This window comes from Shewanella sp. Arc9-LZ (assembly GCF_010092445.1).
Lineage (GTDB): Bacteria > Pseudomonadota > Gammaproteobacteria > Enterobacterales > Shewanellaceae > Shewanella.
On record NZ_CP048031.1, the window covers coordinates 1,451,857 to 1,467,462 of the forward strand.

The following is a 15,606-nucleotide window of genomic DNA, read 5'->3' on the forward strand; positions in this document are numbered from 1 at the left end:
TGACGATTATCGTTGCTCAACTAAGCGATTAAGATAATTAACCAGCACTCAGTAGATTGAGTACTGGTCTGCTAAAATCCCACTTAGTTAAACCACTTTAAATACACCTATTTGTTGTTTGATACTGTGCGCAAGTTTGGTTAATTGCTCTGAATCACTTACCGCTTTTGTTGCCCGTTCATCACTATTTTGTGCAAGTGTAGAAATAGTATGTAAGCTGCGTGACACTTCATCTGCGACTGTACTTTGCTGTTTGGTGGCACTGGCAATACTAGATGAGAATATTGCCATTTCGCCGATATTATGATTAATCAGTGTGAGTTGATTATTAACTGTATCAGCTTGTACCGCTGAGGACTCACCCAGTTGCTGACACTGGATCATTTGTGTTGCTGTGTGTTCTACCTGCTGTTGTAATTTGTTAATAGTCGTACCTATCTCACTAATTGAACGTTGTGTTCTTTGTGCTAATGAGCGAACTTCATCAGCAACAACAGCAAAGCCACGACCTTGGTCACCCGCTCTGGCTGCTTCAATTGCGGCATTTAAGGCGAGTAAATTAGTTTGGTCTGCAATGCCGTTAATGACTTCAGTAACCTGACTGATGGCTTGAGTTTCATTGTTGACGCTTTCAATATTTTTTTGACTTTGAATAAGTTGTTCACGCAAGGATTGTAGTTCTGTAACCGCCTGAGTTAACTGTGTATGTCCTTGGTTTGATGCGCCATCAATTTCTTGCGCCTGCTGGGCAACTTGACTCGAATTCTGCGCTACATCTTTAATAGAAGAAGACATTTCTTCGATAGCTGTCGCAATCTGTTCTGTTTGGTTTAACAGTGATTTTGCCTCATTACCATTCAATTTTGATGTTTGTTGGCTAAGAATTGCTTGGCTTTCTAAGCTGCTGACAGATTGTTTTAACGACTCAATTAATCCTGCTAAACTTGCAGCCGTTTGGGCCACACTTATGGTGATGTGATCAACTTCATTGTGGCTGTCTTGAGGGCATTGTTCGAAAGTTTGTGAAAGATCCCCTTGGCCTAATTTAGCTATTTGCCTCTGTAGGTTCTTTAATGGCTTAATTGCACGATTAATGACATTAAAAAGTAAAACGGAAATAATAACTACGCCTAGCAATGCCAATATGGCGTTAATTTTTAACATGCCTAAGCTTTCATCACTCAATTCCTTTTCAGGAACGAAACCGACCAAAGTCCAATTCCAACCGGGAATATATACGGAATAGGAATACATTTCTTGATTAGACAAGGACCTGTAAACCCAACTCCCTTTATCTGTGAGTGCCTGTTCAAGCGATAGGCCATCGAGCAATGTTTCATTATATGGTTCTTCTGATGTTAACTCACGATGAGAGATAATCTGTTGATCAGAGTTTCGGATGATGACATACGAACCTGATTCTTCAAGAGTCAGTTGTTTAAGTGAGTTTTGGATTTGTGCAACAGATCGGGTGATATCAAAACCGATAAAAAGAATAGCGATAACTTTGCCATTGGGATCTTTTACTGGGCGATAAATTGTCATGTAGTCTTTACCAAAAAGCTTGGCGTAGCCTTCATACTCTTCGCCTTTAACCAAACGCTGATAACCGGGATGTGTAATACCTAAATACGTCCCTAATGCACGATTACCATCTGCTTTTTTAAGTGATGTTGATACACGAACAAAATCATCATTATCGCGAGCAAATATCGTAGCGACTCCGCCTGTAAGCTTCGAAAAGTGATCTACGTTATTATTTGAATTGTTAATTTGCTCATTATCATGGACTAGTACAGGGGTCTTAATTCCTAACACCTCAACGGTGCGATCTTCTATCAAGAATTGTCCTGGATATAAGGTACGCAGAACATCGGCATTTCGTTTAGCTAAGTCCAGCATACTGTTGAACTGCAGTTCAATTAAATGAGTATTACTGTGCATTTGTGATTTAATCGCTTGAATTGCTTTGTCATGCAATACAGTGGATGCCGATTGATAGGAAAACCAAGACATAGCGGTAAAGATAACGATAGAAGACAATATGGCAAGTGAGCCAATTTGTTTTGCTATAGGCCAATTTTTATAATTCATATGCACTATTCCATAATTATTATGACAATTAATTTTCAATAGGTAGGTATACGAGTTTAAATGTACATCTAAGGACTATTAATTACCCGTTATTTAGTACGAAAAAGTGATAAGTAATGATAAATTCTGATGAAATTTATATCTTTACGCGACTGAGTGATTAGCCAGTATACCTTTCGGCTTCATCAACAAGGTATACATTACCGGCACCCAAATCAGTGACAACATGGTGGCTAATAGCGTACCGCCGGCAATAGCGATAGCAAAGGGCGGCCAAAAGCCACCACCGGCGATAATTAGCGGTAAAAAGCCACCTATTGTGGTAATAGTGGTTGAGCCAATATGACGCCCGCAACAGCTCACCGTGCTAATAATGAGTGCTAAATTGCCATCGCGCGCCTCGGGAATATCCTCAAGTTCTGCCAAAATAACAATGGCTGCATTAATGGCTAAACCCATTAACCCCAATAAACCGATGATGACGGTAAACCCAAACGGATAGCCAAATACATACACGGATAACAAGCCTAAACCGGCCGATTGAAAAGCACTGAGTAAAATGATGGCGGTTAATCTAAACGAGTTGAAAGACAGCACTACCGTTGCTAATAGTAAGGTTACAACCAACACAATATTAGACAGTAAATTCCCTACTGCTTCATTACGCTTTGCGCTTTCACCACCTATTTCGAGATGATATCCCGCAGGAATAGACAAATTAGCAATAGTATCTTTAACCTCGTTGAGTACTTGTGCTGGTAATACTCCACTGGTGATATAAGCTTCGATAGTATTAACGCGTTCGCCATTTCTGCGCGGTATTGCACCACGACTTACGTTTATTTCGTTATAAGATAATGCCGATAGTGGAATGCCTGACCCCGATGGTGACACCAGATTAATCTCGGCTAAACGAGTGGCTTGTTCGCGGCTGTTGTCGCCTAAGCGAACCCGTATTGGCAGTGATTCTGTTTGCTCTAAAATACTGCCACCAATGATCCCGGTAGTCGCCATTTGAATTTGATTAGCAATGTCGCTCAAACTTAGGCCGCTCATTAAGCTGGCGTCTTCATTCACCTGTAACCACACTTTTGGAGCGCCAGAACTGAGGGTTGCACGAGTATGAATCACATCTGGTGTGGCGACTAAAATGCCGCGTACTTGCTCACCTAATGTTTTCAGAGTATCAAGATTAGGGCCATAAATTCGCAGCTCAACCGGAGCGTTAAAGGGAGGCCCTTGTTCCAGTTTTCGCACTAAAATCTGTGCTTGTGGAAATTGGGCATCAAACTCTTTTTGTAATTGTAAAATTAACCGATTGGCGGCGGCATAATCGGTCACTTTAATCATCGCTTGGGCGTAATTGGTTGCCCCTTGTTGCCGTTGAGTTAAGTTGTAATAGAAAGAGGGCGTATTACCGCCAACAACCCATGTAGCTGCGATAATATCGTCAATCTGTTGCAGCTTTTTATCAATCAGTTTGACCTGCTCGAGAGTGTTATCGATACTGACATGAGGTGCCAGGTAGACTTCAATTTGGAACATGTCGCGATCAGACGGAGGGAAAAATTGTTCAGTCATTTTGCCCGCGGCAAAAAAGCCAGCTATCGGTAATATTCCAATTACGATGGCGGTCAGTATTGGCCGAGATAACGCAAACTGTAAACTGGCGGTAAATGCTTGGCTAATTCTTGGGAATGCCATCCCTTGTTGATACCAAGCCGTTGGTTTTTCACTACGACTGAATCGACCCGCAAGGCCAGCAATAATGGTATGAGAAATAATATATGAGCCAAGTAAGGCGAACATGACCGAAATGGCAATGCCACCCACAAACTCACCCGCAGCTCCAGGCATTAATACAATAGGTGCAAAGGCTAGCATGGTAGTAATAGTCGACCCTGCTAGTGGTAGCCATAAATGGTGTAAGGTTTTTGAAACTGCCTCAAGTTTGCTCATACCTTGTTGACGGCGTTGCGCAATGGCATCAACAATCACAATCGCGTTATCGACCATAATCCCCAGCGCAACCACTAAACCTGTTACTGACATTTGGTGGATCGGTAGTCCAGTATATTTCATGCAGGTGAGGGTAAATAATGCGGTTAATGGTAATGATATCGCCACAATCACTGCATTTCTCAGTCCTAATGTCAGCATCAGAACCACTAAAATAATCACAAATCCTTGTAGCAGATTAATCACCAAGTCACCTAATCGGTCACTGGTATAGCTTTGTTGGTCGAATAACCATTGCACCTTAATATTGGTCGGTAAATTAACTGAAAAATCATCTATGGCGCTGCTTACATGCTGTTGCCACACATCTACTCGATTATTGTTGAGCATGCGTGCAGAGACTAATACGCCTTGCTGACTGTCGATTAAAGCGATACTCGATGCCGGAGTCTTGGCTTGGCGGCTAATATTGGCCACATCCCCTAAGCGAATAATTTGACCATAGTCGTCTACTTTTAACGGCACTTGGCGGATACGATTCTGCGAATCTAATTCACCAGAGACTTCAACTAAGGCTCTAAATTGGCTGTTATTAACTTCACCGGCTGAAATTTTGCTGTCGGCATTATTTAAAATAGCAGCAATACTGGCGGGGGTTAAATGCAATTGACTGATTTTATTGCCATCTAGCTCAACTAAAATCTCTTCTTGTGGTGCGCCATAAAGTTTAACAAAATCAGTACCATTGAGCAGTCTTAGACGGCTTTGTAATTCTTTGGCATAACGATTAAGAATATCGGTTCTTACAGGGCTATCGTCAGCCCAAACAAGTCCTAAAATGGCGGTATTGGCATAACCTAGTTGATCATCTAATACACTATTTTGTGCTTCTACTGGCAACAATGATTTACTGTCGGCGATAAGATCGCGAGCGCGTGACCACACCGGATCCGTCTCTGTGACTGTGTCTTTTAATTCTAGCTGGATAACCGAAATCCCGGGGCGAGAAGTCGACTGGACTAGCTTTAAATCTTCTAAACGGCGTAATTGATTCTCTAACACCTCGGTCACGAGTGCTTCAACCCGCTCTGCAGATGCACCAGGATATTGAGTGATAACAGATGAAAATCGGTTCGTAATATGTGGATCTTCGGTGCGCGGTAGGCTTGAAATCGCCCCTAATCCGGCAACAATTAATAATGCGATAAATAAACTGGTTAAGCGGCCATTTTCTAAAAATGCTTTAATCATAATGCCCCCGCTTTCTCAGCTTGAGCGAGAGTGACTTTCTGGTTAACGACCAATTTATGTAATCCTTGCGATACAATTAAATCGCTTGGTTTTATGGCACCTTGAATATACGCTTGTTGTTCATTGGTATAGATAATCTCTACATCGCGGCGCTCAATGGTATAAAAACCTTGCTCAGCCTCAACTAAGGCAAACACGTTCCATAATCCGCGCACTCCATCGGTTAATGCCGACATAGGCACCCAATAACCAGGTGCTTGCACGTCTTGTTGATACGCCAAATAAGCTATTTCGCCATTGATCACTCTGGCTGAGTCGGGCAAATGAATACGCAACTGAACCGTGCGACTAATGGTATTGACCTCGGCACTAATACCGGCAATTTTAGCGATAAAGGTTTGCTTACCTACACGGACATCTACCATCTGCTCGGCGGTTAACTGCCGTGCGATGTCTATGGGTACACCGATATAAGCCACAGGCTGACTGTTACCAACTAAGGTGAAAACCGGACTTCCTAGCGCAATCACTTCACCGACATTATGAAAACGTTGACTGATTTTTCCATTGAATGGGGCCAGTAAGGTTGATTTTTCAATTTTCAAATTAGTCGCACTTAAGCTGGCTTCTATACGCTTTTGGTTAGCTTGTAAGCTGATAACTTGTTGTTGGGTTTCATCGAGTTGCTGTTCAGACACATAGTTTTGTTTTTTCAATTTCTGAGTACGAACTAAGGTGCTTTTTGCTAAATCTATATCCGCTTGAGTTTGTAATAAACTGGCTTGTAATTGCTGCTTTTCTGCAGTTAATAAATCGGTATCCAGCTGCGCTAATATTTGTCCTTTACTCACCGTATCGCCACTATCAACCAGGATATTATTGAGTTTACCCGCAAGCTCAAAGCCAATTCCGGTGGTATTGGCCGAGCGAATCGTACCCGTATAAGTTTGCATGTGTTGATAACGGTCGCTTAATGATAAAGGCTGTGACAATACCGTTTGATACTCAGTTGTTTGTGAATGCTCTTTTACCTCAGAGCCACAACCGCCTAATGAGATTAAGCTTAAACCTAGCGCCCAGTATCGAATGATTGGGGTGAATGTCTTTGACGCGTACATAAGTTTATTCCTTGCAAAGCAATATATTGTGCCAATGTTGATTTATCTTAAAAACCAGTGTTAATAACAATAAGCGAACTCATTAACCGCAAATTGTGACTTGTAAATTAGATGTTAACTAGACTCAGTAGTCTAGTTTTATAAAACTAGACTGTCCAGTCTATTTTTAGTTACTATAACGCTAAATAATGAGTAGTAACGCTGACACTCGATTGTGCTTAATGGGTTAATTTACGGAACCAACATGACAAAAACACACACATCGCTTAATAACATTGAACAGGTTAGTTTGAGCCGCAGTGAGCAAAAGCGGGCTCAAGTACTTGAGTCTGCGATTGACCTTTTTTGCCATCAGGGTTTTCCTAATACCAGCATGGACGAAGTGGCAAAACATGCCGGTGTATCAAAACAAACCGTTTACTCTCACTTTGGTTCCAAAGATGATTTGTTTGTTTCTGCGATTGAGTCTAAATGTGTGGTGCATCAACTCACTGGCGAAGCTTTAATTGATGCTGCAAATCCACAACGGGTTATTTTGCAGTTTGCTCTGCAATTTGGTGAAATGATTGTTAGCAAAGAAACCATGACAGTATTTAAAACTTGCGTAGCTCAAGCCGACACTCACCCAGAAGTGTCTAGATTGTTTTATGACGCAGGCCCCAAGCATGTGCTCGGACTGATTAGAAATTACTTAAAAAAGGTTAATGAGCATGGCGAATACTTTTTTGAAAATCCGCACGAAAGCGCAGTTAGATTGTGTTTAATGTTATTTGGCGAACTAAAATTACGCCTAGAGTTAGGCTTAGAGATAGGTGATTTACTGACAACCAGACAACAATACTTGCAAGATACTGCCGAGATGTTTTTGCGAGCTCATCAAGTTGACGTAAAATAAACCAATAAAACTTGAACTTAATTGGCGCGATAACAGTATTATCGTAATTAAACTAAGGTGCTATTAACCCAACGTGCTATTAAGCCAAGGTGCAGTTAAGCCAAGATAATAGCTAACTTATCTCATTATTTGAAGGGAAGCAGATTGATATGACGCTTTATAACGTTAACGTAATTCAGCCAAAATCATTGAGTACATCAGCTTTTTCAATTTTGCTAGCATCGGGACTGTTGTTAAGTCAGCATGCTTTAGCAGCGCCAGAACGTTCACCATTTTCGCTCACTGTGGCTCGTACATCAACGGGTACCGCTAATGTTGGGGCTGATAGCAATAATCCTAATCAGTTACAGCGTGATGCTTGGAAGACCAGTTTTTCGGCCAGCATGCCACTCAATCGTCAGTGGTCAATTGGGGCAAATCTAGGCTACGATAATCTCGATTACGACTGGGATATGAACCAAAACACCCTGTTACGCAGCAGTACTGAACCTTGGTCAACCATACATCAGTACAGTGCTGGTTTATCGTTGTCTTACCGTCTTGATAATCATTGGATGTTTCTTATAGCCCCCAAACTGCAATACGCCTATGCCGATACAGCATCATCTTCAAATGCGCAAAGTTATGGTGTAGTTGCCTCGGGCATGTACCGCTTTGATTCCGGCAATATGCTGGGCTTTGGTGTTGCATACTTAAATGATATTTCAGAAGTGCGCACCGTACCTTATTTAGCCGTACGTTGGCAGATAAACGATAAGTGGGTACTTGCTAACCCGTTCCAAGCTGGTTTTAGTGGTCCTGCAGGATTAGAGTTAAGTTATCAGTATAACCGTGACTGGAGTTTCGGTGTGGGGAGTTCAAAGCGAACTGAACGTTTTTTAATTGCAGACGATGACAAAACCATTGAAGTAGAAGAATGGGTAGGCTTTGCTCGCGCAGGCTGGCAAGCAACGACTAATGTTAGTCTTAATGCATATGCTGGTTATTATTTTGGTGGCGAAATGGAGTTAAGTTATCCAGACGTTACTGAAGACATGGAAAACCAAGCCGCATTCGGTTTAGTGTTCAAATTGACGTTTTAATGATAAGAGTTAATGTCATACAATAAAAAATGCCGCTGATGTCAGCGGCATTTTTTATATCAACAAGGTAGCGTTAACTGTTAACCAGCAATCAATAATCGGTAATTAATAACGATCAATCGACATGTTCCAATTTAGCCACAAGATCTCGTAAACGTTCAATTAAAAGTAAGTAACTTCTTTTACTCGTTTAGGGCGATTTTGTTGTTCGTACAACTGCCATACTTGTTTAAAGTCCAGAGCTAGCTCCGTGACATAAAATTCACCAGAAGGATAGGTCTTAACCACTTTAGCGCCGCGAATAATACCACTCACGCTAGATTTAACGTTGTCGTCAGTTAGTAACCATTCACTTACGTCGCTATTAGCCGAAATTTTTTGTCCATATACCTGTTCAGCCAACTCACGGTAAGCGGCAATTTTTGAAGCTTGCATCGCCATTAAAATACGATGTGATGGCTCTTTACTGGGCTGGGTCGCCAACGGGGCATAACCAATTGCCGTTAGCGTTGGGAACGAGGCTGGCGCTTCGGTTTCCCACTGAACATATTTATCTTTGCTCACACAGCCAGTGAGCAACAATAGCATAATTAACATCAACGACTTCATAGCTTATCTCCTAATACGGTGTAACGACTGTCGCCCTTATTCTCGTGGCGATACAGTAAACCATTGCGTGACTCAACCATTTCAGAATGCTGTAAATAACCTGATAAGCTCGATGCTGCCACAAATGATTGCACCGCTGAAAGGACGCGATTATTGGTCACATTAATCACTCGGCCGTTAAACACAATACCTTCAGGGGTGAGGGTCATGGTTGACACTAATACATGCGATACCGGCAAATCTGCACGCAACAGTTCCCAGTTGCGGCTCAACATAAACTCGCCTTGTTCTGTGGCGCGCAAATTTGTCGCCACATTTAAATCGACTAAATTAAATTCATGAGCGTGGAACGCTGCGAGTAACCCTTGTTGTAACTGCAATGCTAATTCATTGGTCGCATTAAAATTGCTGGTCATCACTGGCGTAGAAATTAGCAGTGGTTGATCTGGGCGCAAGGCGTCATTTTGTAACACTAACTCGTTGACTAACTTTTCTGCCCACACATTCACTTGGCCTTTAGGTGATATTCCCGCAGCCTGAATATCATAAGCCAGCTTATCGTGATAAACCTCATCTTCGTCGACGATTTTGACAAATTTACCGTTATTACTAAAGGCAAGGTTATTAGCAGCATTAGGCGTTTGGGTGCATGCAGCTAGCGATAACGACGCAAGCATGACCGTGGAGATAAAAAGCCTGTTAATCATAATAATTCCTCTAACATATAATGCCGCTAGTCTTGGTATAAATGAGTCATTTAATCGCCATGTACATCGATAACTAAGGCCAATTATGTACTCTTTATTGTTGGTGTCTTTATATCGGCAAATGCGTTAAAAGCTTTACTGTAATAGTGCAACATAGAAAATAACCACTAATATAGTGAGTCGGCACAATTTTTGCTTTGATTAAAATAGAGTAAATTGAATTTACAAAATTGTGAAAAATAGACGATTTTTTGACATTAGGACATTGTATGTTGATCCGACACAGCCCTGCTAACCGAACTAAAACCTTCAATCACCTTGCTGTAATGGCAATGCTATGTGTAAGTGCATGGTGTGTTACTCCGTCGGTATTGGCTGAACAAATTGAAGTGACTGGTAAGGCTAAAATCGTTAATGGCGATATAGATAAAGCCCGTGAAGACGCCATAAGCCAAGCGTTAAATTATGCCAGCTTAAAAGCCGGGGTTAACTTTTCCAGCGAACAACAAATCAACCAAGGTCGGCTTACTCAAGATACCTTTCAAATTCAGCGGATGGGATCGGCCAATAACGTTGAATTAATGAGTGAAATGATCAGCCAACACACCATTACCGTGGTGTTACAGCTTGAACTCAGCGAACAAGAACCTAACGCTCAATGTAAAAGCCAGTCTCTCAAGGCCGCGATTATGTTGCCACAAGCCTATTTACAAGAACGCGAACAGTTGCGTTATGGCCAATTAGCTCACTTTGAAGAGCGAATCACCGAGCAATTAGGTAAAGCTATCAATGCGCAGTCGCGATACAGTTTTGCACGACTACATGCAGATGAAAAAATTGATAACACCAATCAACTGGTCAACTTTAAAGGATATCGTATTCCCAGTTGGTTAGGCGAAATTACCGACAGCCAATATCTGCTGCAACCTGAAATCATTGATATTTCGACCGAACCTGCTCAAAGTAGTTATATGGGCTTTGTCGAGGATGATCCGTTAAGACAGTTTATATTTAAATTAACCCTTTACCACGGGATCAGCGGTGAAGTGGTGTGGTCAGAATCGTTCGCCACCTCAGCGCCTTGGGAATTTGAAAGACAAGAAATCGTCTCACCTGCTAACCAGCGGTTTTGGCGATCATCTTATGGTCAGGCGATCAGCGATATTTTACAGCAAAGCGTTATGTCGCTGGATAAGCAGTTAAACTGTCGTCCATTACTAGGCCAAATTGTTGCCAGGCAAGGGGATCGTATTATCATCAATTTAGGCCGTAAAAATGGCGTTAAAATGGGTGATAAGTTTCAAATCGTATTACAAAAAAATATCCCAGACAGATTTAATTCCATGCGTGCCATCGCCACTAAAAGTCGTGCCAATGTGGTTATCGAACAAGTTACCGAAGACAGCTCAACCGCAATATTTGACGGCATCGACAGTGCAGATAATATTCAAGTAAATGATATTGCGATTAAGAACTAATGATTAGCTCTAAGAAATTAATAATTCAGACTCAAGAGCTAAGAGCTAAGAGCTAAGTGCTAATCGATAAGAGTAAGTCGATAAGAGTAAGTCGATTATGAATTAGTTGGTTGTTAATCAAGCAATTAAATATAAAAGGTTTAATTCGATTATAAACTCAGTATAATCACTGGGTCTCTCTATAGCTCAACAGGATAGAGCAGCCGCCTCCTAAGCGGCCGATCGGGGTTCGAGTCCCTGTGGGGAGACCAATAGAGCTATTTGTGATTTTAATTCAATGGGTTACGGGTTTGCTGAAATCCTGTGCCGCCCCTGTGCCACCACAGGAATGTGCTTTTTTAGCACTTTTTGTTATAACCATTTCGAATAATGCCCATTTCACTCAGTTAACCTCAGTTGTAGACTTTTCGCTCTATTTATAATAGATTTCCATATTTATAGATTAAATAGACGTCGTCTGTAATGAGCCAAGAAAATCCATCTTTTCCCCTACCAATTGTGGTGGTCAAGTAATATTGGCCACGGTTTTAGAGTCATTCCAATATAAACGTTCTGACTCATTTGGCGTTAACCCACCATTATATTGATGGGGTCTAGTTTCACTGTAATATCCAGTGATGTAATTTGTGATCGCTTTGTCTGCTTCTGTAAAATTCCCATAGCCACTTGCGGGTACCCATTCAGATTTCAAACTTCTAAAGAAACGCTCCATTGGTGCATTATCCCAACAATTCCCGCGACGACTCATGCTTTGCTCAATCTGAAGACGCCATAATAACTGTCTGAATTTCAAGCTTGTGTAATGTGAACCTTGGTCGCTGTGATATATCACATTCTCAGGTTTCCCCCTTAACTCAAATGCCATTTTCAAGGCTTTAGAGGTCAGCTCGCTGTCAGGCGATAATGACAAAGCCCACCCAACAGGTTTGCGGGAAAATAAGTCTAAAACAACGGCTAAATATGCCCAACGATTACCGACCCAAACATACGTCACATCACCACACCACACTTGATCTGGTTGAGTTACTGCAAACTGTCGATTAAGCGTGTTTGGGATCGCTACATGCTCTTGTGCAGCTTTCCTATAAGAATGCTTAGGTTGCTGACAGCTTAATAATCCAAGCTTTCTCATTAGATTACGGGCTCGATAACGACTGAGATTAATCCCTTTGTTAGTCACTAATTGCGCTATCGTTCGAGCACCGGCAGAGCCATTACTAATACGATGCGCGGCCTTCACTTCACTGCATAAAATTGTAAAATCAGCATCGATATGTTCTTTTCTTTTTAGCCAATATTTATAGCTACTTCGATGCACTTTGAATGCATTACAAATTGTGAGAATAGAGTGGCTCTGCTTGAGTGCGCTGATCAGCGTAAATTGTTCATCGAGTCTGACATCAAGAGAGCGGTAGCCTTTTTTAGAATAAGATTATGCTCCTCAAGACGGGCTACCTGTTTCTTCAGTTCACGGATTTCAATTTGTTCAGGGGTAATGGGAGAGGCTTTTGGCGTGCCACCCTGGCGTTCTAGTTTTAACTGTCTCACCCATTTATCCATGGTTGATTTACCCACGTTCATCGCCTTTGCAGCTTCGATGATGCTATGGTTTTTATCTAGAACTAATTGGGCTGCTTCAAGTTTGAATTCAGCACTAAATGTTTTTCGGGTTGTCGATCTCATGTGTTCACCTAAAGTAATTTACGAGGTAATAATATCACCTCTATTTAGGTGGCCAAAATAACTATGCCACTACAGTCAGAGGGTTGCGACGGATCTCAACCTAAGAGCATATCTCAGACACTTAGAACTTTACATGGCTAAGCATCCAGAAGTAAAGTTTTACCAAGCGAGTTTATCAGGCGCTAAAATTCGCGGTTCTCAGTATAAGGACCTTATATAATGAGTATAAGTCTACAAGATTCACTGCGAATAACGGCATCTTTATTTAGACTTGCTAAAGAAGCAAAGGCCTCAGTTGATTTACGGTTATGTCTTGATACAATAGATAAAACTGCCCAGAACTTGTCCTTAATACGACTTTTCAGCAAATATTACCTTCTATGCTGCAGGCACAAGAGCAACACGATTGGTTAAGCCTTGCCAATTATTTAGAATATGAACTAATAGAATTAGTCTGAACAAGGCAAAAATACTAGAGCATCAAGGTTCCTAGGAACTTGCCGTTAATAGATTATACACAGCCATTTGCGAGTAACTATGACTACACATTCACCTATTTTTATCGCTGAAGTCTCTAGTAACCATCATAGAGACTTACAGCGTTGTATTGAGTTTATTAAAACCGCTGCAGACATTGGTTGTGATGCCGTAAAGTTTCAGCTTTTTCAAATAGAGCAACTTTTCGCTCCCGAGATTCTGGCTAAAAGTGAAACGCATCGAAAGCGCAAAGATTGGGAACTCCCTGTCAGTTTTTTGCCTGAATTAAAACAAAGTTGTGATGAGTATAGTATTCAGTTTTCTTGCACCCCCTTCTATTTAGATGCAGTGGCAGAACTTGCTCCATATGTTGATTTTTATAAGATAGCCTCCTACGAATTGCTATGGACTGATCTACTGGTAGCCTGTGCAAAAACTGGATTGCCGGTTGTTCTTTCAACTGGCATGGCCACTTTAGAAGAGATAGATAAAGCAGTACTCACATTAAAAGAAAATGGTGCTAAAGATATAACCTTACTCCATTGTGTATCTGCATACCCAACACCTGAGAATGAATGTAATCTTGCGGTATTAGAAAGCTTTAGAAATCGCTATCAAGTTAATGTTGGCTGGTCTGATCATACCGTTTCGAGTGCCGTACTCAACCGAGCTGTCCACAAATGGCAAGCCGATGTTATAGAGTTTCATTTAGATTTAGATGAGAAGGGCGATGAATATGCTTCTGGACATTGTTGGTTGCCACAACAGATTGCGCCAGTGATCCGTGGTGCTAAGATAATTGAGTCTATCGATGGTAATCCGATTAAACAGTTTGTACCCTGTGAAACGTCAGATAGAGAGTGGCGAGCTGATCCGATTGATGGCCTTCGACCTTTAAAGAAGATTAGAGCAAGCTTTCAAGGATAGTCTTAGTATTAATTGCCATCATTCGACACAAACAAAAAAGCCCTTTTAATTCATTTTAAAGGGCTTTCACTTTAGGCCGCTCAAAACTAATTAAACGCTAGTTTCAATCTTAAGCGTATCGTATACCCATTTCACTCTTTGCTCTAGCTGTTGTCGATTATCCGCCGTGACAATAAACACGCCGAATCTATTAGCATGACTTGTGGTCTCTGGCACGATATCACCCACTTGATACCAAATGTCGAGCTTTTTAACAAAATCCATTGCGCGAACCGTCTCAATACCAGAGATTGAAATAATCTTACCTGGTGCAGGGAAAAAGTAGCGATTGGCGACAGCGGTATTAATAACAGGGGTTAATTTATCGAGTTCAGGCTGCTCACCAAGGGCTATTTTTAGTGCTGCCTCCACGTAGTTAATGCCCAAACCTAGTGGCACTAGGCTTTCTGAAAAGTCACCGCCACTTAAGCGGGTTGCAACCTCAATAACCTTAGGGCCCGATTTCGTGTAAACAATATCGCCTTTAATCACGCCATTGGTTACCCCTAACGCGAGTGCCGCTTGTTTAATTAAGGTTTCGACTTTTTTCCTCTGTTCACCTTGGATTAAGCTAGGCTGCCAACCACCGTTCTCAATAATATTCGGTGCAAAGCGGCTGAGCATTTCATAATTGCGATCGACATACCCAGGAGTATAAGCGCACCCTTGATACATGATAGTTTCAGTACTAATTTGTGGCCCCGCTAAATACTCTTCTACCATCACCTCGCCACAAAAAGACTCCGATTTGGCTTTATTATATAAGGCGTTTAAATCTGACGTTTCAGTTAGTAGAAACACGCCTCTAGCCCCAGAACGATCAAGAGGCTTGATGATGAGTGGCAGGCCCCTTTGTGCAACGATATCAGCCAAATGGTTGGCTGATGCTAATAAGCTAAACCATGGAATAGCAACCCCACTTTGTTGAAAGCATTGCTTCATTTTAAGCTTATTGGTGGCAATATTTGCAGCTTCAATCGGTATGTGTGGCACGTTGATATAGGCTGCCAGTTGCGCCACATATTGCGATATATCACTGCCCATCACGCATACCGCATCAATTTTACGCTGCTGGCTTCGATACTCATCGACAAAGGCCTTTAGCGCATCGAGATCCATGGTGCTGACAACCCTATAATCGTCTGCAAGGTCAAACCCAGCTGATGCTGGATTGCCATCCACAACGACTGTGTATAAGCCCATTTGATTGGCCGTTTTAATCAGAAATAACTGATCGCGACTGCCACCGAGTAACAATACCGTTTTTTGATTTTGTATTACCGACAT

Annotated in this window: 11 protein-coding genes and 1 tRNA gene; 5 read left to right on the forward strand and 7 right to left on the reverse strand. The window is 41.7% G+C overall.

The features are described 5' to 3' along the window. Positions 1-87 precede the first annotated feature (87 nt). From GUY17_RS06255 to GUY17_RS06265, 3 genes are all read right to left on the reverse strand, one after another. Positions 88-2,094 (reverse strand): methyl-accepting chemotaxis protein, encoded by a 2,007-nt coding sequence (locus GUY17_RS06255; protein ID WP_162022623.1) that lies wholly within the window; start codon positions 2,092-2,094, stop codon positions 88-90. A gap of 144 nt (positions 2,095-2,238) precedes the next feature. Then, complete coding sequence (locus tag GUY17_RS06260) at positions 2,239-5,304, reverse strand: efflux RND transporter permease subunit (RefSeq protein ID WP_162022624.1); 3,066 nt, start codon at positions 5,302-5,304, stop codon at positions 2,239-2,241. After that, positions 5,301-6,422, reverse strand: coding sequence for an efflux RND transporter periplasmic adaptor subunit (locus GUY17_RS06265; protein WP_162022625.1), 1,122 nt, complete (start codon positions 6,420-6,422; stop codon positions 5,301-5,303). Before GUY17_RS06265 ends, GUY17_RS06260 begins: the two co-directional genes overlap by 4 nt. 244 nt (positions 6,423-6,666) lie before the next feature. On the opposite strand from GUY17_RS06265, the gene GUY17_RS06270 reads away from it, so the two are divergent. Both GUY17_RS06270 and GUY17_RS06275 read left to right on the forward strand, forming a co-directional pair. Then, entirely contained in the window at positions 6,667-7,317 is a 651-nt protein-coding gene (locus GUY17_RS06270; protein WP_162022626.1) for a TetR/AcrR family transcriptional regulator, read from the forward strand. 149 nt (positions 7,318-7,466) lie between these two features. Continuing rightward, the gene (locus tag GUY17_RS06275) at positions 7,467-8,399 is read left to right on the forward strand and encodes a DUF6268 family outer membrane beta-barrel protein (RefSeq protein ID WP_162022627.1); all 933 of its coding nucleotides are present in this window, start codon (positions 7,467-7,469) and stop codon (positions 8,397-8,399) included. Between the two features lie 162 nt (positions 8,400-8,561). Here the strand turns inward: GUY17_RS06275 and GUY17_RS06280 are convergent, their stop codons facing one another. Further along, positions 8,562-9,008: an LPP20 family lipoprotein gene (locus GUY17_RS06280; protein ID WP_011636625.1), complete on the reverse strand. Its 447-nt coding sequence runs from the start codon at positions 9,006-9,008 to the stop codon at positions 8,562-8,564. Beyond that, positions 9,005-9,715: a FlgO family outer membrane protein gene (locus GUY17_RS06285; protein ID WP_162022628.1), complete on the reverse strand. Its 711-nt coding sequence runs from the start codon at positions 9,713-9,715 to the stop codon at positions 9,005-9,007. Before GUY17_RS06285 ends, GUY17_RS06280 begins: the two co-directional genes overlap by 4 nt. A gap of 269 nt (positions 9,716-9,984) precedes the next feature. Between GUY17_RS06285 and GUY17_RS06290 the strand changes: the two genes are divergently transcribed. Together GUY17_RS06290 and GUY17_RS06295 are read left to right on the forward strand one after the other, a co-directional pair. Then, positions 9,985-11,193 carry a flagellar assembly protein FlgT gene (locus GUY17_RS06290; RefSeq protein ID WP_254439874.1) on the forward strand — a complete coding sequence of 403 codons (1,209 nt, stop codon included), beginning with the start codon at positions 9,985-9,987 and terminating at the stop codon, positions 11,191-11,193. A 175-nt stretch (positions 11,194-11,368) separates the two neighbouring features. Continuing rightward, positions 11,369-11,444, forward strand: a tRNA-Arg gene (locus tag GUY17_RS06295). Positions 11,445-11,698: 254 nt separating this feature from the next. On the opposite strand, the gene GUY17_RS06300 is transcribed toward GUY17_RS06295, so the two are convergent. Then, positions 11,699-12,876, reverse strand: a protein-coding gene (locus GUY17_RS06300) for an IS3-like element ISShfr6 family transposase (protein WP_162022464.1) whose coding sequence is annotated in 2 segments (ribosomal slippage) — positions 11,699-12,618 and positions 12,618-12,876 — 1,179 coding nt in all. Because the reading frame shifts where the segments join, the coding sequence is not laid out codon by codon here. Positions 12,877-13,413: 537 nt separating this feature from the next. Here GUY17_RS06300 and GUY17_RS06310 point away from each other — a divergent pair. Further along, positions 13,414-14,280 carry an N-acetylneuraminate synthase family protein gene (locus GUY17_RS06310; protein WP_162022629.1) on the forward strand — a complete coding sequence of 289 codons (867 nt, stop codon included), beginning with the start codon at positions 13,414-13,416 and terminating at the stop codon, positions 14,278-14,280. A 90-nt stretch (positions 14,281-14,370) separates the two neighbouring features. On the opposite strand, the gene GUY17_RS06315 is transcribed toward GUY17_RS06310, so the two are convergent. Continuing rightward, positions 14,371-15,606 (reverse strand): ATP-grasp domain-containing protein, encoded by a 1,236-nt coding sequence (locus tag GUY17_RS06315; RefSeq protein WP_162022630.1) that lies wholly within the window; start codon positions 15,604-15,606, stop codon positions 14,371-14,373.

Excerpts from the sequence above, each read along its gene's own strand:
- GUY17_RS06255 (WP_162022623.1), bottom strand. The coding sequence starts at position 2,094 with ATGAATTATAAAAATTGGCCTATAGCAAAACAAATTGGCTCACTTGCC.
- GUY17_RS06260 (WP_162022624.1), bottom strand. The coding sequence starts at position 5,304 with ATGATTAAAGCATTTTTAGAAAATGGCCGCTTAACCAGTTTATTTATC.
- GUY17_RS06265 (WP_162022625.1), bottom strand. The coding sequence starts at position 6,422 with ATGTACGCGTCAAAGACATTCACCCCAATCATTCGATACTGGGCGCTA.
- GUY17_RS06270 (WP_162022626.1), top strand. The coding sequence starts at position 6,667 with ATGACAAAAACACACACATCGCTTAATAACATTGAACAGGTTAGTTTG.
- GUY17_RS06275 (WP_162022627.1), top strand. The coding sequence starts at position 7,467 with ATGACGCTTTATAACGTTAACGTAATTCAGCCAAAATCATTGAGTACA.
- GUY17_RS06280 (WP_011636625.1), bottom strand. The coding sequence starts at position 9,008 with ATGAAGTCGTTGATGTTAATTATGCTATTGTTGCTCACTGGCTGTGTG.
- GUY17_RS06285 (WP_162022628.1), bottom strand. The coding sequence starts at position 9,715 with ATGATTAACAGGCTTTTTATCTCCACGGTCATGCTTGCGTCGTTATCG.
- GUY17_RS06290 (WP_254439874.1), top strand. The coding sequence starts at position 9,985 with ATGTTGATCCGACACAGCCCTGCTAACCGAACTAAAACCTTCAATCAC.
- GUY17_RS06310 (WP_162022629.1), top strand. The coding sequence starts at position 13,414 with ATGACTACACATTCACCTATTTTTATCGCTGAAGTCTCTAGTAACCAT.
- GUY17_RS06315 (WP_162022630.1), bottom strand. The coding sequence starts at position 15,606 with ATGTCGGTAATACAAAATCAAAAAACGGTATTGTTACTCGGTGGCAGT.